General features: G+C 67.6%; 18 protein-coding genes. 11 read left to right on the plus strand and 7 right to left on the minus strand.

Annotated features, from left to right (window positions below; translation table 11 throughout):
- On the minus strand, positions 1-852 hold an 852-nt coding region (locus E1261_RS20650), incomplete at its 3' end, for a TroA family protein (RefSeq protein WP_132408841.1).
- Between the two features lie 285 nt (positions 853-1,137).
- Here E1261_RS20650 and ppdK point away from each other — a divergent pair.
- The 3 genes from ppdK (at position 1,138) to E1261_RS20665 (ending at position 5,202) form a co-directional block, all read left to right on the plus strand.
- On the plus strand, positions 1,138-3,792 hold the full coding sequence (ppdK, locus tag E1261_RS20655; RefSeq protein ID WP_132408843.1) for a pyruvate, phosphate dikinase: 2,655 nt from the start codon (positions 1,138-1,140) through the stop codon (positions 3,790-3,792).
- Between the two features lie 184 nt (positions 3,793-3,976).
- Positions 3,977-4,759: a class I SAM-dependent methyltransferase gene (locus E1261_RS20660; protein ID WP_132408845.1), complete on the plus strand. Its 783-nt coding sequence runs from the start codon at positions 3,977-3,979 to the stop codon at positions 4,757-4,759.
- Between the two features lie 161 nt (positions 4,760-4,920).
- The gene (locus E1261_RS20665) at positions 4,921-5,202 is read left to right on the plus strand and encodes a YciI family protein (RefSeq protein ID WP_132408847.1); all 282 of its coding nucleotides are present in this window, start codon (positions 4,921-4,923) and stop codon (positions 5,200-5,202) included.
- Between the two features lie 6 nt (positions 5,203-5,208).
- Here the strand turns inward: E1261_RS20665 and E1261_RS20670 are convergent, their stop codons facing one another.
- Entirely contained in the window at positions 5,209-6,429 is a 1,221-nt protein-coding gene (locus E1261_RS20670; RefSeq protein WP_132408849.1) for a hypothetical protein, read from the minus strand.
- Between the two features lie 161 nt (positions 6,430-6,590).
- On the opposite strand from E1261_RS20670, the gene E1261_RS20675 reads away from it, so the two are divergent.
- Positions 6,591-8,117, plus strand: coding sequence for a helix-turn-helix domain-containing protein (locus E1261_RS20675; RefSeq protein WP_132408851.1), 1,527 nt, complete (start codon positions 6,591-6,593; stop codon positions 8,115-8,117).
- Here the strand turns inward: E1261_RS20675 and E1261_RS20680 are convergent.
- Positions 8,082-8,942 (minus strand): alpha/beta hydrolase, encoded by an 861-nt coding sequence (locus E1261_RS20680; RefSeq protein ID WP_132408853.1) that lies wholly within the window; start codon positions 8,940-8,942, stop codon positions 8,082-8,084. The two genes, E1261_RS20675 and E1261_RS20680, sit on opposite strands and share 36 nt — an antisense overlap.
- A gap of 85 nt (positions 8,943-9,027) precedes the next feature.
- Between E1261_RS20680 and E1261_RS20685 the strand changes: the two genes are divergently transcribed.
- Positions 9,028-9,633 (plus strand): TetR/AcrR family transcriptional regulator, encoded by a 606-nt coding sequence (locus E1261_RS20685; protein WP_132408855.1) that lies wholly within the window; start codon positions 9,028-9,030, stop codon positions 9,631-9,633.
- Here E1261_RS20685 and E1261_RS20690 read toward each other — a convergent pair.
- Both E1261_RS20690 and E1261_RS20695 read right to left on the minus strand, forming a co-directional pair.
- On the minus strand, positions 9,579-10,835 hold the full coding sequence (locus tag E1261_RS20690; RefSeq protein WP_132408857.1) for an MFS transporter: 1,257 nt from the start codon (positions 10,833-10,835) through the stop codon (positions 9,579-9,581). The genes E1261_RS20685 and E1261_RS20690 overlap by 55 nt on opposite strands.
- Positions 10,832-11,386, minus strand: a complete 555-nt coding sequence (locus E1261_RS20695) for a winged helix-turn-helix domain-containing protein (protein WP_132408859.1) — start codon at positions 11,384-11,386, stop codon at positions 10,832-10,834. The genes E1261_RS20690 and E1261_RS20695 overlap by 4 nt, the downstream gene beginning before the upstream one ends.
- A gap of 76 nt (positions 11,387-11,462) precedes the next feature.
- On the opposite strand from E1261_RS20695, the gene E1261_RS20700 reads away from it, so the two are divergent.
- The 4 genes from E1261_RS20700 (at position 11,463) to E1261_RS20715 (ending at position 15,387) form a co-directional block, all read left to right on the plus strand.
- Entirely contained in the window at positions 11,463-12,065 is a 603-nt protein-coding gene (locus E1261_RS20700) for a dihydrofolate reductase family protein (protein WP_132408861.1), read from the plus strand.
- A 405-nt stretch (positions 12,066-12,470) separates the two neighbouring features.
- Positions 12,471-12,848, plus strand: coding sequence for a nuclear transport factor 2 family protein (locus E1261_RS20705; RefSeq protein WP_132408863.1), 378 nt, complete (start codon positions 12,471-12,473; stop codon positions 12,846-12,848).
- Between the two features lie 51 nt (positions 12,849-12,899).
- Positions 12,900-14,132 carry a deoxyguanosinetriphosphate triphosphohydrolase gene (locus E1261_RS20710; protein ID WP_132408865.1) on the plus strand — a complete coding sequence of 411 codons (1,233 nt, stop codon included), beginning with the start codon at positions 12,900-12,902 and terminating at the stop codon, positions 14,130-14,132.
- A gap of 10 nt (positions 14,133-14,142) precedes the next feature.
- Positions 14,143-15,387 (plus strand): NAD(P)/FAD-dependent oxidoreductase, encoded by a 1,245-nt coding sequence (locus E1261_RS20715; RefSeq protein ID WP_132408867.1) that lies wholly within the window; start codon positions 14,143-14,145, stop codon positions 15,385-15,387.
- On the opposite strand, the gene E1261_RS20720 is transcribed toward E1261_RS20715, so the two are convergent.
- Together E1261_RS20720 and E1261_RS20725 are read right to left on the minus strand one after the other, a co-directional pair.
- Positions 15,373-16,239 (minus strand): TolB family protein, encoded by an 867-nt coding sequence (locus E1261_RS20720; RefSeq protein ID WP_132408869.1) that lies wholly within the window; start codon positions 16,237-16,239, stop codon positions 15,373-15,375. The genes E1261_RS20715 and E1261_RS20720 overlap by 15 nt on opposite strands.
- A 9-nt stretch (positions 16,240-16,248) precedes the next feature.
- Positions 16,249-17,829, minus strand: coding sequence for a glycoside hydrolase family 99-like domain-containing protein (locus tag E1261_RS20725; RefSeq protein ID WP_165952578.1), 1,581 nt, complete (start codon positions 17,827-17,829; stop codon positions 16,249-16,251).
- Positions 17,830-17,881: 52 nt separating this feature from the next.
- On the opposite strand from E1261_RS20725, the gene dnaG reads away from it, so the two are divergent.
- Together dnaG and E1261_RS20735 are read left to right on the plus strand one after the other, a co-directional pair.
- The gene (gene dnaG, locus E1261_RS20730) at positions 17,882-19,786 is read left to right on the plus strand and encodes a DNA primase (RefSeq protein ID WP_132408873.1); all 1,905 of its coding nucleotides are present in this window, start codon (positions 17,882-17,884) and stop codon (positions 19,784-19,786) included.
- 70 nt (positions 19,787-19,856) lie between these two features.
- Complete coding sequence (locus E1261_RS20735) at positions 19,857-20,147, plus strand: YiaA/YiaB family inner membrane protein (RefSeq protein ID WP_132408875.1); 291 nt, start codon at positions 19,857-19,859, stop codon at positions 20,145-20,147.
- Positions 20,148-20,159 lie beyond the last annotated feature (12 nt).

Below are 20,159 nucleotides of genomic sequence, written 5' to 3' on the forward strand. Positions count from 1 at the left end.
GCGGATGCGGCGGGCCTTGGTGGGGGCGGGGGATTGGCCGGTGAGGATTTGGGTTAGGAGTTCGATGCCGTCTACGAGGCGAGGGCCGGGGCGGGCGAAGTAGCTGTTCGAGTCGACGGCCCATACCTCGGCGGTCTCGGGCAGGAGGTTGTCGCGCACCAGTCCCGCGCCCAGCTCGTACGACGTGTCGACGTCGAAGCCGCAGGGGGCGACGATCACGATCTCGGCGGTGGCCAGTTCGTCCCACTCGACGGGGTGCGACCGGGCTCCCGCCGTACCCAGCACGTTGATTCCACCTGCGAGTTCCACCTGCTCGGGTAGCCAGTGGCCTGGTGCGTACGGCGGGTCCGTCCATTCCAGCAACGCCACCCGCTTGCCGGTCCGGTCGGCGGCCTCCAGACGGCGGTTCAGGTCGGCTAGCAGGGAGGTCGGGTCGCGGTCGATGGCCTTGGCGATTTGCTGGATGGAGGTGAGGACCTCGGCGAGGGTGTGTGGGTTGGTGGTGACTAGCTCGGCGGTGCAGCCCAGGTAGTCGAGGGCGGACTCGACGTCGGCGACGTCCAGTGCGCAGACCGCGCAGAGGTCTTGGGTGATGACGAGGTCCGGGTTGAGGTCCCGGAGGGCACCGGCGTCGAGTTTGTAGAGGTCTTCGCCGGCTGCTACCCGAGCTCGGACCTCGGCGTCGATCTCGCCGGGGGTGAGGCCTTCGGGGAGGGCGGTGGTGGAGACGATGCGGCGGGTGCGGGCGGCAGCGGGGTAGTCGCATTCGAAGGTGACGCCGACCACTTCGGAGCCCGCGCCGAGGGTGAAACAGATCTCGGTTGCCGAGGGCAGAAGCGAGACGATGCGCACCAAGCGACTGTAGTGGACACCCGGCCGGTACCCGCACGGAACGCCGTTGACACGCGACGGCTGTGATTCATCGATGAAGACGCCGATTGTCTCGCGTTGTCAACCAGGTAAGGGTTTTCCGGCCTTCGGTCTGTGGGGAGCGTCACGTCGGCATTGTGAGACCAGTGTTCAACTGGACTGGTTTTCGGGCTTACTCTGAAAAGACGCCCACGCCACCGAAGTCGACGGGCCAGCGGGCCACCGCACCGCGTCTCAGCAGCATCACCCGCACCCCAGGGAGTGAACGTGCCGAAACTCGTCTACGACTTCGCCGAAGGCAACAAGACCATGAAGGAACTCCTCGGTGGCAAGGGTGCGAACCTCGCCGAGATGACGAACCTCGGTCTGCCGGTACCGCCCGGATTCACCATCAGCACTGAGGCGTGCAAGGCCTATCTGAGCACCGGTTCGGTGCCGGCGGAGCTGGCCGACGAGATCGACCACCATGTCGACGTACTGCAGCAGAAGATGGGCAAGAAGCTCGGTCAGGCCGACGACCCGTTGCTGGTCTCGGTCCGTTCCGGCGCCGCGGTCTCGATGCCGGGCATGATGGAGACGGTCCTGAATGTCGGCCTGAACGACGACTCGGTCAACGGTCTCGCGCATCAGTCGGGTAATCCCCGGTTCGCGTGGGATGCGTACCGGCGGCTGATCCAGATGTTCGGCAAGACCGTGCTCGGGATGGAAGGTGACGTCTTCGAGGACGCGATCGAGGCGGCCAAGCAGGCCAAGGGGACCAGCAACGACCTGGACCTCGACGCCGACGACCTGAAGACGCTCGTGCAGACCTTCAAGCAGGCCGTGCACGACCACACCGGCCGCGAGTTCCCGCAGGATCCGCGGACCCAAATGGACCTCGCGATCGAGGCCGTCTTCGGCTCCTGGAACTCGGAGCGCGCGATCCTCTACCGCCGCCAGGAGCGCATCGCCACCGACCTCGGTACGGCGGTCAACATCTGCTCGATGGTGTTCGGCAACCTCGGCATGGATTCGGGGACCGGTGTCTGCTTCACCCGCGACCCTTCCACCGGCCAGCCCGGCGTGTACGGCGACTACCTGCAGAACGCACAGGGTGAGGACGTGGTCGCGGGTATCCGCAACACGGTCCCGCTCGCGGATCTCGAGCAGATCGACAAGACGTCGTACGACGAACTGATGGCGATCATGGCGACGCTCGAAGGCCATTACCGCGATCTGTGCGACATCGAGTTCACGGTCGAGCGCGGGAAGCTGTGGATGCTGCAGACCCGGGTCGGTAAGCGGACCGCGGCGGCGGCGTTCCGGATCGCGACCAGCCTGATCGACGAGGGCGTGATCGACACCGACGAGGCGTTGAAGCGGGTGAAGGGTGCGCAGTTGGCGCAGCTGATGTTCCCGCGGTTCGATGCGGATGCGGAGAAGGAGCTGATCACCAAGGCGATCGGGGCCTCGCCGGGTGCCGCTTCGGGCAAGGTGGTCTTCACTTCGGCCGCGGCGGTCGAGGCCGCGGACAAGGGCGAGAAGGTGATCCTGGTCCGCCGGGAGACGAACCCGGACGACCTGCACGGCATGATCGCGGCGCAGGGCATCCTGACCAGCCGCGGCGGCAAGACCTCGCACGCGGCGGTTGTTGCCCGCGGCATGGGTAAGACGTGTGTCTGTGGTGCCGAGGAGCTCGAGGTGAACGTTGCTGAGGGCACCATCAAGGTCAACGGCACGGTGCTCGACGCGGACGCGACGATCTCGATCGACGGCACCACCGGCGAGGTCTTCGTCGGCGAGGTTCCGGTCGTCGCCTCGCCGGTCGTCCAGTACTTCGAAGGTTCGCTGGACGCGGATTCCGGAGACGAACTGGTCGCCTCGGTGCACCGGCTGATCACGCATGCCGATGAGGTACGACGTCTCGGCGTACGGACGAACGCGGACACGGCAGATGACGCGGCCCGGGCCCGGCGGTTCGGTGCCGAGGGCATCGGTCTCTGCCGGACCGAGCACATGTTCCTCGGTGAGCGGCGGGAAGCCGTCGAGCGGTTGATCCTCGCGAACGACGATGCCGAGTGCGAAGCAGCGCTGGCCGAGCTGGAACCGTTGCAGCGTGGCGACTTCCTCGAACTGCTCGGCGCGATGGACGGCCAGCCGGTGACGATCCGGCTGATCGACCCGCCGTTGCACGAGTTCCTGCCGTCGATGGAGGATCTTGCGGTCAAGGTCGCCCTCGCTCAGGAACGCGGCCAGGACCCGGGCCGCGACGCGACACTGCTCGCCGCGGTCCAGCGGCTGCACGAACAGAACCCGATGCTGGGGCTCCGCGGTGTGCGGCTCGGCCTGGTCATCCCCGGGTTGTTCGCGATGCAGGTGCGGGCGATCGCGAGCGCCGCGGTCGAGCTGAAGAGCCAGGGCAAGGACCCGCGGCCGGAGATCATGATCCCGCTGGTCGGCGCCATACAGGAGTTGCACCTGGCGCGCGACGAGGTGACCAAGGTGCTGGCCGAGGTCGGCGTCGAGTGGAGTATCCCGATCGGCACGATGATCGAGCTGCCCCGGGCCGCGGTGATCGCGGACCAGATCGCCGAGGCGGCCGACTTCTTCTCGTTCGGCACCAACGACCTGACCCAGACCACGTGGGGATTCAGCCGGGACGACGTCGAGGGCTCGTTCTTCTCGCGGTACCTGGAGAAGGGGATCTTCGCGGTCTCGCCGTTCGAGTCGATCGACGTGGAGGGCGTCGGTGCCCTCGTCCGGACGGGTGTCGACCGCGGCCGCGCCACCAAGCCGGACCTCAAGCTCGGCATCTGCGGCGAGCACGGCGGCGACCCGGACAGCGTCCACTTCTTCCACGACGTCGGCCTGGACTACGTCTCCTGCTCACCCTTCCGCGTCCCCATCGCCCGCCTCGAAGCCGGCCGCGCCGCCCTGGACTGACCTCCCCACCTTGTGCACGGCTCGATCATCTGCGGGCCGTGGAGCTGGTTGATGGGTGCTCAAGGTCGGTTCGGCGCGCGACCTTGAGCACCGCTCGACCATGGGGTGGCTGGGAAAGCGGTTGGGGGGGTGCTCAAGGCGGAAATTCGGGGCGCGGACGGCGGGGGCGTATTACGGTGCGTGGATGAGCCGGGAGCAGTTGCGCCAGACGTTCAGTGAAGATGCCGAGTTGTATGACCGGGTGCGGCCGGACTATCCGCCGCGTCTGTACGACGACCTTGGCGAACTGCTGGGTGTTGCGGCGCCGCGGGTGCTGGAGATTGGGCTGGGGACCGGGCAGGCGACTCGGCCGATGGTTCAGCGTGGGTGGTCGGTCAGTGCGGTGGAGCTCGGGGCGGAGTTGGCGGAGGTCGCTCGCCGGAACCTGCCGACCGTTGACGTGACCGTGGCGGACTTCGATACGTGGGAGTTGCCGGGGCCGACGTACGACCTGGTGTTGTCGGCGACTGCGTTTCACTGGCTTGATCCTGGGACGCGGGTACGGCGGTGTGCGCAGGTGCTGCGGCCGGGCGGCGTGCTGGCGATCGTTTCGACGCATCATGTCGCCGGTGGGAGTGAGCAGTTCTTCGTCGACGTGCAGCGGTGCTATGAGCGGTTCACCGACGATCCGGCGAAGGGCGAGCTGCCGGCGGCGAGCGCCGTATCGGAGGACTCGGCGGAGATCGATGCGACGGGTCTGTTCGGGCCGGTGACGTTCCATCGGTACGAGTGGGAAGTGGTCTACTCGGCCGCCGAGTACATCGAACTTCTGTCGTCGTACTCAGGTCACCGGGCCTTGACAGCAGACCGGCGTGACGGTCTGTACGACTGTGTCCGCGCTCTCATCAACGGCGGCGGCGGTACGGTCACGAAGCGTTACCTCACTCAACTTTCTGCCGCAGTTTCTCTTAACCAACCCCTTGCGTAGCGGGCCTCGAACCGGTCAAGATAACCGAGCGGGAAGGGAGTTCACCGTCGACTTTCGGGTCTGACTCGAACTAGCCGCTGTGGCGGCTTGTGACTCCCTCTCCCGCACCAAAACTTGTTGTGGACAAGGCCATACCGGCCCCTCGTTGTAGGGTTCGCGGTATGGCCTTTTTCGTGGTTCAGCTGCAGTTCGACCTCGCCGAGACCGATGAGCGGCTGGCGGTCCGTCCGGCCCACCGGGAGTACCTCAACGAGTTGAAGGAGGCCGGCAAGCTCGTCGCCGCCGGACCCTTCACCGACCAGACCGGCGCCCTGCTGGTGTACGACGTCGCCGACGAGGCCGAGCTCCGCGACATCCTCGCGAAGGACCCCTACACCCCGGCCGACGTCTACCAGCTCGCATTGCTCACCGAGTGGCAGCCGCTCTTCCCCTTCTCTGAATAAACACAGTTAGACCTCAGCACCCTCGAGGTTGAGATGGTCGACATAGGCCCAGAGCCAGACCAGCGGGGCGAGGACGAGTTCCGGATCGCCGTCCTCGTCGCCGATGAAGATCATCGAGGCCTCACCGTTCTGGATGTCCTGGACGACGGCCTCGCAGACCGCGAGCGCGGCCTCGAAGATCAGCACCTGCGGCCCGTTCTCCCAGCGCGGCTGGGGGAGCGGGAGGACGGGCGCCTCGTCGGTGCCGTCGAGCTCGACCGAGACCTGCTGCAGCTCCTCGTACAGGTCGAAGGTGATCAGACCGGCCAGCGGGCGGCCGTCGTACCCGATCAGGTACGGGTCCTCGACGCCGCTGCGGAAGTTGTCGCGCAGCTCGCCTAGCGCGGCCTGCAGATCGGTCGCCTCCAGGTACGGCGCTTCGTCCGGCTCGTCGTCGTCCACCTCGGCCTGGCCGCTGCGCATCTCGTCGAACTGGTGCAGCAGGTCGTTCAGCTCTTCGTAGGCATCGCTGCCCGGCGACTTCTGGGCCATCGCTTCGAGGTCGTGCAGGTGGTCGACCAGATCGTCCTCGAAGTGCAGCTCGTACCGCGGCAGTCCGGGCTCGCGACCCGCGTTGATCTGCGCGACGAGTTGGGTCGAGATCGGCCCGAGCCGCTCGGCCAGCACCTCGAGCGGGGTGGTCGGCTTGCCGTCATCGTCGTCGTGCGCGCAGGAGTCGTCCTCGACCGTGGTGCCGCCGCCGTCCAGCGCGAGCAGCACCTGGAAGGCCGGGAACGCGAGCAGCGCCGCATTCGCCATCATCCCGTCGCCGATCAACATCAGCGGGTTCCCGCCCGCTTCCGTACGGCGCAGATGGTCCGGCATGAGGATCGCTGCCTGCTCGACGTTGACCTGGCTGGCCAGTGAGGACAGGCCGTGGTCGGCGTCGACGCCGAGCAGCTCGATCAGCCGCTCCGAGCTCATGTCGAAGTTCGAGCGCAGGTAGTAGCGCAGCCAGCCGGCGTCGACCGGGTTGCCGAGCAGCTCGGCGATCCGGGACCGGAAGTCGGCCAGGTCGGCGATCGCGAGCACGACCAGCACCGGCTGGTCGCCGTCTCCGATCACGAGCGGCCGGGTGTCGCCGTTCTGGAAGCCGTCGATGACCTGGTGCAGACTGTCGGCCGCTGCCTCCAGCGGCCAGGCCTCCGCCTCGAACTCGTTCACCACCGCGGAGGTGTCGTCCTGCATGTGTTGGTCCTCTCCGGATGGCGGCGGGAGTTGGGTAAGTGTAGGCGGCAGACGGCGCAGTCCGGGTCAGGGGGCGGCCGGTCGTCGCGAAGTGACGTTGGCTACCCTGGCAGCGGCGGGTCGGTGCAGAGGTATCTCACATGTGAGATAAGGTCCGGCGCATGACCGATGACTACCTGAGCCGGATCGGCAATCTCATCCGGGACGCCCGTAAGCACCGCGGCTGGACCCAGTCGCAGCTCGCGGAAGTACTGAACACCAGCCAGAGCGCGGTGAACAGGATCGAAAAGGGTCATCAGAACCTCACCCTCGAGATGCTCGCCCGGATCGGCGAGGCTCTCGACTCCGAAATTGTCTCTCTCGGTGGCGGTCCGGTCCACCTCCGTGTGGTCGGTGGACTGAGATTGTCCGGATCGATCGACGTGAAGTCGTCCAAGAACGCCGGAGTCGCACTGCTGTGCGCGAGTCTGCTCAACAAGGGCCGGACGACGCTGCGCAAGGTGGCCCGGATCGAAGAGGTCAACCGGCTGCTCGAGGTGCTGAACTCGATCGGCGTGAAGACCACCTGGCTGAACGACGCCGGTGATCTGGAGATCGTCCCGCCGGCCCACCTCGATCTCGGGGCGATGGATGCCGCCGCGGCCCGCCGTACCCGCTCGATCATCATGTTCCTCGGCCCGCTCCTGCACCGCGAGGACACCTTCCAGCTCCCGTACGCCGGTGGTTGCGACCTCGGCACGCGGACCGTCGAGCCGCACATGGCCGCGCTGCGGCCGTTCGGTCTGGACGTGAAGGCGACCGCGGGTGAGTACCACGCGATGGTGAACCGGGCGATCACGCCGGCCAAGCCGATCGTGCTGACCGAGCGCGGCGACACCGTGACCGAGAACGCGCTGATGGCGGCGGCCCGGGTCGACGGCGTCACCGTGATCCGCAACGCCAGCTCGAACTACATGGTCCAGGACCTCTGCTTCTACCTCGAGCTGCTCGGCGTGAAGGTCGACGGCGTCGGCTCCACCACGCTGACCGTGCACGGCAAGCCCGAGATTGACGTGGATGTCGACTACGCGCCGTCCGAGGACCCGATCGAGGCGATGAGCCTGCTCACCGCGGCGATCGTCACCGGCTCCGAGATCACCATCCGGCGGGCGCCGGTCGAGTTCCTCGAGATCGAGCTCGCGCTGCTCGAGGAGATGGGCCTGGACTACAGCCGCAGTGACGAGTACCTGGCCGAGAACGGCCGGACCCGGCTTGTCGACCTGACCACCCGGCCGTCCCAGCTGCACGCGCCGATCGACAAGATCCACCCGATGCCGTTCCCGGGCCTGAACATCGACAACCTGCCGTTCTTCGCGGTGATCGCGGCCTCGGCGACCGGTCAGACGCTGATCCACGACTGGGTCTACGAGAACCGCGCGATCTACCTGACCGACCTGAACAAGCTTGGTGGCCGGGTCAAACTGCTCGACCCGCACCGCGTGATGGTCGAAGGCCCGACGCACTGGTCCGGCGCCGAGATCATGTGCCCGCCGGCGCTCCGCCCTGCCGTCGTCACGCTGATCGCGATGATGGCCGCGAAGGGTACGTCGGTCCTGCGCAGCGTCTACGTGATCAACCGCGGCTACGAAGAGCTCGCGGCCCGGTTGAACTCGCTAGGCGCTCAGATCGAGACCTTCCGCGACATCTGACCGCTCGCTCGCTTCGGCGGTGAGGAACGTGACGGCTTCGTCGATCACGGCCGGGTCCGAGAGGATCCGGCCGTGGCCGAGTCCGGTCTTCGCCGAGTGCCGCGCACGCGGTCCGTACGAAGCCATCAGTACGGCGACCTGGGCCGGGTCCACGACCTTGTCCACGTCGTTGTGGATCACCAGCAGCTCGGCGTCACCTGGGCCGACCGAGAACTTGGTCCAGATCTCCGGGTCGCCGTCGAACAACCGGCCCTCGATTTCGCGGCGCAAGCGGTTCTTCACCGCGGTCCGCAGGCCCAGCTCGGTCCCGAACTTGTCGACCAGGTAGCCGAAATCGCCGAAACCGCTGATCGAGACGAAGCGGGCCGCGGGCGCTCCCTGACGAACGGCGTACAGGGCGAAAGGCACTCCGAGCGAGTGGGCGATGATGCCCTCGAAGGCGCCGTACTTGGCTGCGAGCGCGTTGATGATCCGCTGGTGGTCGAGGATCGTCCCCATCGCGATCGTCGTGTCGCCGTGGCCGGGGCCGTCGTACGAGATCGGGCTGTAGCCGAGCTCGAGCAGTTGGGTGATGAGGCCCGCGTACCGCGAGGCGCGGGAGCGCCAGCCGTGGACCAGTAGGACCGGCCGGCGGCCGTCACCCCAGGCGTAGGTGACGATCCCGTCGATGACCTCGACCCGCGCGGCCTCGTGGACCTGCCGCTCGGCGTCGCGCACCCGGCCGCGCGCCAACGGCCGGCGCCACAGCTCGAAGGCGATCCGGCCGGCCAGCCGGGGCGAGAACGCTCCGATGGCCGTCAATCCGACGCGCGCCAGCTTCTTCATGCTTCTCCCTCGACCGGTAAACTATACGAACGGTCGTATTATTAGTTTGTCAGGGGCCGGCGGTCAAGCGGAATAGGATCGGAGCGTGGAGAAGGTCGACGGACGGTTGGTGCGCGGTGACCAGACCCGCCGTGCCGTGCTGCGGCGTGCGGTCGACATCGCGTCGGTCGACGGTCTGGAAGGGTTGTCGATCGGGCGGCTGGCCACCGAGCTCGGGATCAGCAAGAGCGGGCTGTTCGCGCATTTCGGGTCGAAGGAAGAGCTGCAGCTCGCGACGATCCGGGCCGCGCGACGGATCTACGCGGACGCCGTGGTGCTGCCGGCGCTCGAGGTGGAACCGGGGATCCAGCGGGTGCGGAAGCTGAGCGAGTGCTGGATCGACTACTCACGGCGCCGCGTCTTCCCCGGTGGCTGCTTCTTCCAGAAGGTCTCCCACGAGTACGCCGCTCGCGGGGGAGCCGTTCATGAGGCGCTGGCCGGTGTCCACCGGGAGTGGATGGAGCTCATGGAGGACGTCGTCCGGGAGGCCGTCGACCGAGGTGAGCTGGCCGCGGATCCGGCGCAGCTGGCGTTCGATCTGAATGCCTACTACGAGGCCGCCAATCTCGCGTCGATCCTGCATGGGAACGAGACCGGTTACGACCAGGCGAGTCGGTCCATCGGGGCGCGGCTGGAGTCGGCTGCGCGATGATTCGGCAGGTCGCGCCGGCCGCGGATGGGGGAGAGCAGCAAGACCAAACCGGCCAGTGGCACACCGGCTGTGGTGATCCACAGCGCGGTTTCGAGGCTGAGCCAGGAGGCCAGGCTGCCGCCGAGGAGTGCGCCGAGCGGGATCGTCCCGTAGTTCACGAACGACGTGGTCGCGGTCAGGCGGCCGAGCAGGTCGGGTGGGCAGTACGACTGGAGGAACGTCGACTTCACGACGTTGCCGCCGACCACGCCGGCGCCGACTCCGAAGGCGCCGATCACATACAGCGCTGGGCTGAGCTGGGCGAGCGGGATCAGTAGGGCGAGTGTCGGTAGGCCGAGCTCGCACAGCAGCAGGGCGCGCGCCGTACCGAATCGTTTGGCCAGTCGGCGGCCGACGAATGCGCCGAGCACACCGCCGCTGGCTGCGGCTGCGACGAGTACGCCGACGGTGCCTGGGGTCAGGCCGACTGTGCGGACCAGGTAGACCACGATGATTGCCTGGTAGCCCATCAGGGCGAGGTTCGAGGTGGCGCCGAAGATCGTGAGCGTCCGCAGCCAGACGTCGTGGGCGACCAGGCGGATTCCTTCGCGGATGGCGCCGGTACGACGGGCGGTCGCCGTACGGCGTTCGCGGAATCGGATCGCGGTCAGGCAGCAGGCGGCGACGGCGAAGGTCGCTGCGTCGGCGAACAGGGCGTTGGTCGCTCCGGCGAACTGGACGATCAGACCGCCGCAGCCGAGCCCGGCGATCTGCGCGGCCGAGGCGCTGCCGTGGAGTTTCGCGTTGCCTTCCGCGTGATCCGCAGGGTCGAGCAGTGTCGGGAGATAGGCCGTGTAGGCGGTCTGGAAGATGACGCTCGCGGCGCCGGTCAGGAGCGCGATTGCGAGTAATAGCTGGATGGTGAGCAGGCTGGCGAACGCTGCGACCGGTACGGCGGTCAACAGCAGCAGCGAGATGATCGACGTACCGATCATGAGTGGCCGGCGGTCCCGCCGGTCGATCCACGCGCCAACAGGCAGCCCGATCACCAGCCACGGCGCCCACGCAGCCGCCGTCAACACCCCGACCTCGAACGTGCTCGCCTCCAGCTCCGAGATCGCGATCAACGGAATCGCCACGCTGGAGATCGCGGTCCCGAACCGGTTGACCGTCTCCCCGCTCCACAACAGCCGAAAGTCCCGATGAGTTCGCAGCAGGCTCATGGGTGTTCCGGGCGTTGGGGGAAGGACTGGAGCTGGACGATGATGCGTTCGGCGTTGTCTGCGTCGGGTTCCAGGGCGATGTAGCGGTCGATGACTGCGCCTAGTTCGTCGTTGAGGGATTGGAGTTGGGACGGGGTCAGACGGAGGTTGCGCCAGTCGGAGAGGGAGGCGGCGGACTGCCATTCGCCGGGCCAGTTCTCGTCGAGGTACTTCCGGACGCGGCTGAAATACCGCTCCACGAGGTGGCTCAGGTAGACGCGCAGGGCGCCGCTGGTCTCGGGGTCGTCGCGGAACTCGGCCGGGTCGAGGACGGTCGCGCCCTTCGGGATCCGCCACCAGCGCTCGCGTTTGTTGCCGCGCTCGGTGTCCTCTTCGAGGTAGCCGTGCTCGGCGAGCAGGCGGAGGTGCCAGCTGATCGTGCCGGTGTTTTCGCCGAGGCGGGTGGCCAGGGTGGTCGAGGTGGCCGGGCCATCCACCTCGATCGCCTCCAGGATGTTCATCCGCAGCGGGTGGGCGAGTCCGCGCAGGCTCCGGGCGTCGATGCGTCGCATGATTGCAGAGTAGCCTCTGCAGAGGAGTCTCTGCAATCTGTCGGAACTGTCGGTGGCCGTCTCTAACGTTCGGGGTATGCGGCCTCATGTAGTGGCTCAGGTGGCGGTCTCGCTGGACGGGCGGACGGCCGGGTTCGACGCGGACCTCGCCCGGTACTACGCGATGGCGACGCTCTGGCAGGAGGACGTGACGCTGGCCGGCGCCGACACGATCCTCGCCCAGGAGAGCCTGGTGCGAGCCGGTCCTCGGGATGGATCTCGGGAGTCGGGGCCGCTACTCGCGGTGGTCGACAGTCGCGGGCGGGTGCGCGAGTGGGATGCCCTGCGCCAGCTCGGTCATTGGTCCGACGTGCTCGCCCTGTACGCCGATCAGACGCCGGCTCGCCCGCCCGACGCGACGACCCGTGAGCTCATCACTGGGTACGAGCAGGTGGATCTGGAGGAGGTGCTGGACCGCCTGGGGGAGCGCGGGGCACGGGTGGTCCGGGTCGAGTCCGGTGGCGAGTTGATCGCCGTACTGCTGGAGCTCGGGCTGGTCGACGAGCTCGCCCTGCTCGTACATCCGGTGATCGTCGGCGAGGGCCAGCCGTGGTGCGGCGCGACCGGCGTCCGCCTGGAGCACGCCGGGACCGAGGTGTTCGCAGGCGGCGTCGTCTGGTCCCGCTACTGCGTCTCCTGAGATCGCCAGTGGGGACCTGGCCGGTGACGACCTTGTAGGTGGCCCGTCGCTCGGATGCGGCCCAGCGGAGCGCCGTACTCGCAACGTCCGAAGGATCCGCACACCCTGCCCTCCGGATCGTCGGACGTTAGTCGCTGCTCGGGGCTAGCGTCCGAAGAACACGCGCACCTGGTGTTCGGATCGTCGGACGTTGTGACGGCACGACGGCGAACCCCCACAGCGGACAGGGGACCGGATATCCGCTCAATGTGCTGGTTCTCCGCTCAAAATTTGGAGGGAGAACCGGCAACTTGAGCGGAGGTCCCCTCATTTTCCGCACGGGGAGCAGGCTCCGGGGAATAAAAGGTTTGGGTTTGGTGTTGAACTGGGTACAGTGTACGTAGTTTCGATGAAGGGGAGACGGTTTTGTCAGAGGCGAGTGTGCGGGAGTGGTTCGAGCGGTACGACGCGTTGGCGGCGGCGCGGGATTACGAGGGGATGGCGGACCTGGCGTTGTTCCCGCTGAACGAGGTCACCGACGACGGCAAGGGCAACGGGAGTGCCGTGCAGCTGGACCGCGCGGCGTACCTGGCGCAGATGGAGCAGGTGATGGGCGGTGGCGGTGACGTCCAGTTCGACACGACCAGGACACCGCACTTCCTGTCCGACGACCTGGTCTTCGTGATCACCGACGGGACCATGACGTACGACGGCAACACCCAGCCGGTCCGGTACGGCGATCTGCTGGTGAAGGTGGCCGGGGACTGGAAGTTCCAGTCGATGGTGCAGGGCGGTTGGGGCTAAGAAACAAGCACTGCCGAAAACTGTCGGTGCTCGCCGCTACTGTGAGCGGTGATGAGGAAGCAGCACGAGTGGTATGACGAGCACGACGCCGAGCGGTGGGTCGCGGAGCCGGTGAAGCGGCCGGGCCGGACGGCGTTCGCGCGCGACCGTGCTCGGGTGCTGCACAGTGCCGCGCTGCGGCGGTTGGCGGCCAAGACGCAGGTCGCCACCGCCGGCAGTGACGACTTCGTCCGCAACCGGCTGACCCACAGCCTCGAGGTCGCGCAGATCGGGCGCGAGTTGGCGTCCACGCTTGGCTGCGATCCCGACATCGTGGACGCGGCCTGCCTGGCGCACGACCTCGGGCATCCGCCGTTCGGGCACAACGGCGAGCGGGCGCTCGATCAGCTCGCCGCCGAGATCGGTGGCTTCGAGGGGAATGCGCAGACGTTGCGGTTGCTGACCCGGCTGGAGTCGAAGACGTTCGACCCAGCCGGGCGCAGTGTCGGGCTCAACCTCAGCCGCGCGACCCTCGACGCTTCGACCAAGTATCCATGGCCCCGCCGAGCGGGAGTGCGCAAGTTCGGTGTGTACGACGACGATCTCGCCGTCTTCGGGTGGTTGCGGCAGGGGGTCGGCGAGCGTCAGTGTCTCGAGGCGCAGGTGATGGACTTCGCCGACGACGTGGCCTATTCGGTGCACGACGTCGAGGACGGGATCGTCGCGCACCACATCGACCTGGCTGCAGTCGATGCGGACAGAGCGCCGTACTGGGAGACCGTCCGGCAGATGTACTTGCCGGAGGCAACCGATGCGGAGCTGGACGAGGGCTGGCGGCGGCTGACCGAGCTGAACTACTGGCCGGGTGGCGCGTTCGACGACAGCCGGCGGGCGCTCGGTGGGCTGAAGGACCTGACCAGTCAGCTGATCGGGCGGTTCGTGACCTCGGCCGAGCAGGCGACGCATGCGGTGTTCGGCCGGTCGCGGTTGATTCGGTACGAGGCGGATCTCGTCGTACCGGATGGTGTCCGGGTGGAGATCGGGCTGCTCAAGGGCGTCGGCATGTTCCACGTGCTGAACTCGCCGGAGCGGCAGGCCAGGCGCGCCACCCAGCGCGAGCTGCTCACCGCGCTCGTCGATGCGTTGTGGAAGACCGGGCCCACCCATCTCGACGCTGCGCTCCGCGCGGATTGGCACGATGCCGCGGACGATGACGCACGTTTGCGCGTGATCGTCGACCAGGTCGCCTCACTCACCGACCCGTCCGCCCTGGCCTGGCACGCGCAGCTAGTCACGCAGCGCTAAGGTCGGTGACATGACTGCTGCAGAGCCCATCGTCATCGTTGGTGCGAGCCTCGCGGGAGCAACCGCGGCCAAGACCCTGCGAGAGGAGGGCTGGTCCGGCGGCATCGTGCTGATCGGCAGCGAGACCGAGCTGCCGTATGAGCGGCCCCCGTTGTCGAAGGACGTCCTCCTCGCCAAGAAGGGACCGGAGTCCGCGCAGTTGCACGACCAGCAGTGGTACGACGAGAACTCCGTCGAGCTCCGGCTCGGGACGACCGTGACCGCGATCGACAGCGCCGCGCACACGATCACCCTGGACGACGGGTCGACGCAGTCCTACGGCAAGCTGCTGATCGCGACCGGGAGCAGGGTCCGGAAGCTCGACGTACCGGGTGGGGACCTGGCCGGGATCCACTACCTGCGGACCGCGGCTCAGTCTCAGGCTCTGACGGACGCGTACGCCGCTACCCCGCGCGTGGTCGTGGTCGGGGCCGGCTGGATCGGGCTGGAGGCTGCGTCGGCCGCGAAGGAACGCGGCTGCGAGGTGACCGTGGTCGAGCCGCAGTCGACCGCATTGGCCTCGGTGATGGGTGAGCAGGTCGGTGAGCTGTACGCCGAGTTCCACCGGGAGCACGGTGTCGAGCTCCGGTTCGGGACGACGGTCGAAGGCTTCGAGGGCACGGACAAGGTGACCGGTGTGCGGATCTCCGGCGGTGAGGTGCTGCCGGCGGACCTGGTGGTCGTCGGTGTCGGCGTCCAGCCGAATACGGAGCTTGCCGCGGAGGCGGGGATCGAGGTCGCCACCCGCGAGGCCGGCTCCGGCATCGTCACCGGCCCGGACCTGCGGACCTCGGCCGAGGACGTGTATGCCGCGGGCGACGTGGCGCGGTGGGATCACCCGTTCTTCGGTCGTCCGGTCCGCGTCGAGCACTGGCAGAACGCGAAGGACAGTGGCGCGGCCGCCGCGAAGGCGATGCTCGGTGAGGACGTCGCGCACGACGCGATCCCGTACTTCTTCACCGACCAGTTCGACCTCGGCATGGAGTACGTCGGCGACATCCCGCACGGCACGTCGTACCAGGTCGTCCTGCGCGGCGACCCGAAGTCCGGTGCCTACATGGCTTTCTGGCTGAGCGACGACCACCACGTGCTCGCCGGTATGCACGTGAACCTCTGGGACGACGGGATCGGCGGCGTCCGCGACCTGATCAAGTCCGGCAAGCAGGTTGACCCGACCCGCCTGGCGGACCCCTCGATCGCGCTAGCTGACGTCTAACGGATAGGCGACGTACGCGAAGCTTGTGCTGTCCGGTGACCAGCTCGGCACGTTCATCGTGCCCTGGCCACCGAACAGTGTCGTGAGCTCGCGGATGCCTTCATCCGTGAGCAGCCGGAGGCGGACATCCTCGATATCGGCCGGGTGCCCCTCGGTGCCGGGCGGGAAGCTGACGTAGGCGATCGAGGAACCGTCCGGCGCGGGGTGCGGGAACCAGTTGACCCGCTCGTCGAACGTGAGCTGTTCGATCTCGCCACTGCCTACCGCGATCCGGAACAGCTGGGCGTGGCCTGCCACGTACGCCATCCGCTCGGAGTTGAAGTAGATCCATTGCCCATCGGGTGAGTACTCGGACCCGTCGTCGGCGTACTCGTCGTTCGTGACCTGTACGTCGGCTCCGCCGTCCGAGGGCACGGTCCAGACGTTGGTGACGCGGCGGACGCCGACCTGCTCGAGGCCGATGTACGCGAGGGTCGTGCCGTCCGGCGAGATCCCGTGCAGGTAGTGGTGGAAGCCCGGCCCGCGGTCGTTGCTCACCCGACGACCAGGTCCGCCGGTCAGCGGAACGGCGTACAGGTGTCCGTCGTCGGCGGAGACGTAGACGGTTGTGCCGTCGGGGCTGACCACGTGGTCGTTGTTGATGTCCGGTACGCCGCCGAGTTCGATCTCGATGAGGCCGTTGTCGACCCGGAACAGCTTGCCGTCGCCGTTGACGATCAGGTCGCCGCCGGGCGTCCAGTTGGGCGCTTCGAAGAGGATCTCGTTGCTGGTGAACACCAGTTGGTGCTCACCACTGCGAACGTCGACGGTATAGAGCTCGGAGCGTTGGCCGGGGCGCAGGGTTCGGGGCACGCAGTCAACTTAACTGACGCAGCCGGGGCCTTGGAGGGCTAGTTCAGTCTGCAGGATGTCGAGGTAGCGGCAGCCGTCGCGTTGGTTGGGTTCGATGACGCCGCCCTCGTGCCACTCGTTCCAGGCGTAGAGGTAGAGATAGTTGTCGACGGTGGACGGGCGGGTGGAGGCGGCCATGTCGGCGGTGGCGTTGCGGAGCGCTTGGCGGAAGCCGTCGAAGGATTGGTCGGGCATCCAGCGGATCTTGCTGACGTCGGTCGTCTCGATCGGGTAGCGCGGGCGCTCGTCGAAGTCCGAGAGCACGCAGCGCCCGTACGGACCGGTCGGCGCCTGGTTGTAGAACTTGCGCTGGTCGCGCAGATAGGTCGCGTACGAGCGTGCCTCGATACTGGGACCGTCGGTTGTGCAGTACGGCGAATTGGCGCCGGCGTTGGTGACCTGGCGCGGGTCGAAACCGGCCTGATTGATCATCACGTACAGGTCCTGCCCGGACTTCACGCGCACCGCGTCGATGAACTGTTTCACCTGCGCGTTGCTGCCGTCGCCGAGACCGCGGGCGTCGCAGATGTTCAGGATCTTCCGGCCGTCGTTCGTGCGGAGCGTGTTGTCCTGCTGCAGGTACTGCGCCAGGTTGGTCGCGACTGCGTCGTACTGGGCGACGGGGATGTTGAGTGGTGCGTACGGGTGGGCGCAGACGCCGATGGTGAAGTCGATGCTGTCCTTGTTGCCGGCCTGGAGGAACGCGTCGAGTGCCTTGTCGGTGAGATCCTGGCGCTGCTTCCGGCTGTCCCAGTAGTAGTAGAAGTTGAAGAAGCTCAGCCCGGCCGAGGTCGCCTGGGTGATGTGCTTCTCCAGCGTGGCCGGTTGGGAGTCGTCGTAGTACCCGATCGACGGCTTGAGGTTCGACCAGTCCTCGCCCGGCCAGTTGTCGGTTGCGTAGTGGGTGCCGTCGTGGAAGTCGCGGACGCCGCCCCACCAGTCGTTGTCGCGGCCGTAGATCTCCTTGGTGCGCTGGATGATCGTGGGATGACCGCCGGTGTGGAACATGCCGAAGTAGACCGCGCCGGCCCGGATCCAGTTCTGGCGGACGTAGCCGACTGGGCCGTCGAGCGTGTAGCCCGCGTTCAGGAGTTCGGTGGTGCGGGGCTCGAGGGCGAGCCGCCATTCGGAACCGTTCGTGAAGCGGCGGAGCTGGACGAGACCCGCGGCCGGCTGGGTGGCGACGTACCCGGCCGTGCCTTCGCTGACCCAGCCTCGTGCGACCAGGGCGTCGCGCTCCTGGGTGGACGCGGTGAACAGCCACTTCGAGGCGGTCGCGGACGGCTTGAGCCGGAACAACGGGGTTGAGCCGGTGGACGCCGTACGGTCGATGAAGCCCGTCGTACCGGGTTGGCGGCGGTAGCCCGCGGCGGTCGCGGCATCGAGCTCGCGCGGGTCGGCGGTGTAGAGCCGGCCGACGCCGCCGGGGGAGACCAGCTCCACGAAAGGCGCCGGCTGAGCCGGTTGCGCGGCGGCCTGGCTCGGGCCGGCGGTGAGCAGAGTGGCGACGGTGGCGGCGCTCAGAGCAAGCAGTCCGATGATTCTTCGCACGAGTTTCCCTCCCGTGGGCAGGAGCCCTTGCCGGAGATCGTAGACTCGCGGGGTGGCAGGCAGGATCAAGGACGAGGACATCGCGCTGGTGCGCGAGCGGGCCCGGATCGACGACGTCGTCGGCTCGTACGTGACCTTGAAGAACGCCGGGGGTGGCTCGCTCAAGGGGCTGTGCCCGTTCCACGACGAGAAGTCGCCGTCGTTCAACGTCACCCCGGCGCGCGGATTCTTCTACTGCTTCGGCTGCCAAGAGGGCGGCGACGTGATCGACTTCATCCAGAAGATCGATCAGATCACCTTCCACGAGGCAGTCGAGACGCTGGCCGCGAAGGTCGGCATCCAGCTGCGCTACGACGAGTCCGGCGCTCCGATCCAGCGCGGCCCGGCGAACCAGCGGCCGCGCCTGGTCGAGGTCCACAAGGTCGCCGCGGAGTACTTCGTCGAGCAGCTCTTCGGTGCTCCGGAGGCCGCGCTCGGCCGGCAGTTCCTGGACAAGCGCGGCTTCGACCGCGACGCCGCCGTACATTTCGGGGTCGGTTTCTCGCCGCGCGGCGGCGACGCGCTGACCAACCACCTGCGCGGCCGCGGCTTCACGAACGCCGAGCTCGTCGCGTCCGGCGTCTCCGCCGAGGGCCAGCGCGGTCTGTACGACCGGTTCCGCGGCCGCCTGATGTGGCCGATCCGGGACGCGTCCTCGGACGTCATCGGCTTCGGCGCGCGGCGGCTCTTCGACGACGACAAGATCGAAGCGAAGTACCTGAACACCCCCGAGACCCCGATCTACAAGAAGTCCAAGGTCCTGTACGGCGTGGATCTGGCCCGCCGGGAGATCGCCAAGGGGCATCAGGCGGTGGTCGTCGAGGGGTACACCGACGTGATGGCCTGCCACCTGGCCGGCGTACAGACCGCGGTCGCGACCTGTGGGACGTCGTTCGGCGAGGACCATGCCCGGGTGCTGCGGCAGCTGCTGCTCGACCACGACCAGTTCCGCGGCGAGGTGATCTTCACCTTCGACGGTGACGAGGCCGGTCAGCGGGCAGCGCTCAAGGCGTTCGCCGGGGACCAGGCCTTCGCTGCGCAGACCTATGTCGCGGTCGAGCCGGACGGGTTGGACCCCTGTGATGTGCGGCTGCAGAAGGGCGACGCGGCGGTCCGTGAGCTGATCGGCCGCCGGGTCCCGCTGTACCGGTTCGTCCTCGGGAACGTGCTGTCGAAGTACGACCTGGACCGGGCCGACACCCGGATCGACGCGCTGCGCGACGCGGCCAAGCTCGTGATCAGCATCCGGGACCGCTCGAAGGTGGACGCGTTCACCCGGGAGCTCGCCGGGCTGCTCGGCATGGAGGTCGACCAGGTCCGTTCCGAGGTGCATCGCGCCGCGTCGCGCCCGGCAGCGGCACCTACGCCACCGGGCCGAACGCCGGTCACGACCACCCCTGAGGCCCCGGCTCCGCCACCACGCAACGACCTACCGTCGCCGCGCGACCAGCGGTTCGTGATCGAGTGGGATGTGCTGAAGGTCGCGATGCAGCACCCGCATCTTGTCGGCGTCGCCTTCGACGAGCTGGACGACCACGACTTCACCCACCCATGGCTGGCCGCGGTCCGCGCCGGGATGGAGAAGACCGGCGGCCCGTCCACGGCAGCCCCCGGTGAGGCCTGGGTGGTCGCCGTACGGGATGCCATCGGCAACGATCCGGCCGCTGCGGTGGTCGGTGCTTTGGCAGTCGATCCGCTCCGGCTGGGCCGGGATCCCGACGAGCAGTACGCGCTGGCCCTGGTCGCGCGCGTGCAGGAGCTCACCTGCGCCCGCCGGATCATGGACCTGAAGTCGAAGCTGCAGCGCACCAACCCGATCGACAAGGCCGACGACTACAACCGCATGTTCGGCGAACTGATCGCCCTCGAGGCCTACCGCGCCGACCTCCGCAAGAAAGCGATCACCGGCGCGATCTGAGCAGTTTCGGCGTACGGACTGAGTAGTTCAGCGCATGCCGGCGGGTCGGTGAGCGGCGAGGATTCTTGCCATGACCAACAAGCCCATTCAGCCGTCGCAGACCAATGCCTACTACGTCCAGGCCGTCATCTCGTTCGGCCTGTCCCTCACCGCGATGACCGTCGCCGTCATCTACCTGCCCGCTCCGGGGTGGGTCCGCGCCTTCCTCGGGCTCGGCCTGCTGTACCTGGTCACCTCGACGGTCACGTTGTCGAAGGTCGTCCGCGATCGGCAGGAGTTGTCGGTCGTCACCACCCGCGTCGACCAGGCGCGGCTCGACAAGCTGATCGCCGAGCACGACCCGTTCCGCGTCACGACCTGATGTATTCCTTGA

Source organism: Kribbella albertanoniae, assembly GCF_004348455.1.
Classification (GTDB): Bacteria; Actinomycetota; Actinomycetes; order Propionibacteriales; family Kribbellaceae; genus Kribbella; species Kribbella albertanoniae.

Excerpts from the sequence above, each read along its gene's own strand:
- E1261_RS20680 (WP_132408853.1), bottom strand. The coding sequence starts at position 8,942 with ATGAAGAAGCTGGCGCGCGTCGGATTGACGGCCATCGGAGCGTTCTCG.
- E1261_RS20735 (WP_132408875.1), top strand. The coding sequence starts at position 19,857 with ATGACCAACAAGCCCATTCAGCCGTCGCAGACCAATGCCTACTACGTC.
- E1261_RS20700 (WP_132408861.1), top strand. The coding sequence starts at position 11,463 with ATGCGGCCTCATGTAGTGGCTCAGGTGGCGGTCTCGCTGGACGGGCGG.
- E1261_RS20690 (WP_132408857.1), bottom strand. The coding sequence starts at position 10,835 with ATGAGCCTGCTGCGAACTCATCGGGACTTTCGGCTGTTGTGGAGCGGG.
- E1261_RS20675 (WP_132408851.1), top strand. The coding sequence starts at position 6,591 with ATGACCGATGACTACCTGAGCCGGATCGGCAATCTCATCCGGGACGCC.
- E1261_RS20695 (WP_132408859.1), bottom strand. The coding sequence starts at position 11,386 with ATGCGACGCATCGACGCCCGGAGCCTGCGCGGACTCGCCCACCCGCTG.
- E1261_RS20715 (WP_132408867.1), top strand. The coding sequence starts at position 14,143 with ATGACTGCTGCAGAGCCCATCGTCATCGTTGGTGCGAGCCTCGCGGGA.
- E1261_RS20665 (WP_132408847.1), top strand. The coding sequence starts at position 4,921 with ATGGCCTTTTTCGTGGTTCAGCTGCAGTTCGACCTCGCCGAGACCGAT.
- E1261_RS20660 (WP_132408845.1), top strand. The coding sequence starts at position 3,977 with ATGAGCCGGGAGCAGTTGCGCCAGACGTTCAGTGAAGATGCCGAGTTG.
- E1261_RS20710 (WP_132408865.1), top strand. The coding sequence starts at position 12,900 with ATGAGGAAGCAGCACGAGTGGTATGACGAGCACGACGCCGAGCGGTGG.
- E1261_RS20670 (WP_132408849.1), bottom strand. The coding sequence starts at position 6,429 with ATGCAGGACGACACCTCCGCGGTGGTGAACGAGTTCGAGGCGGAGGCC.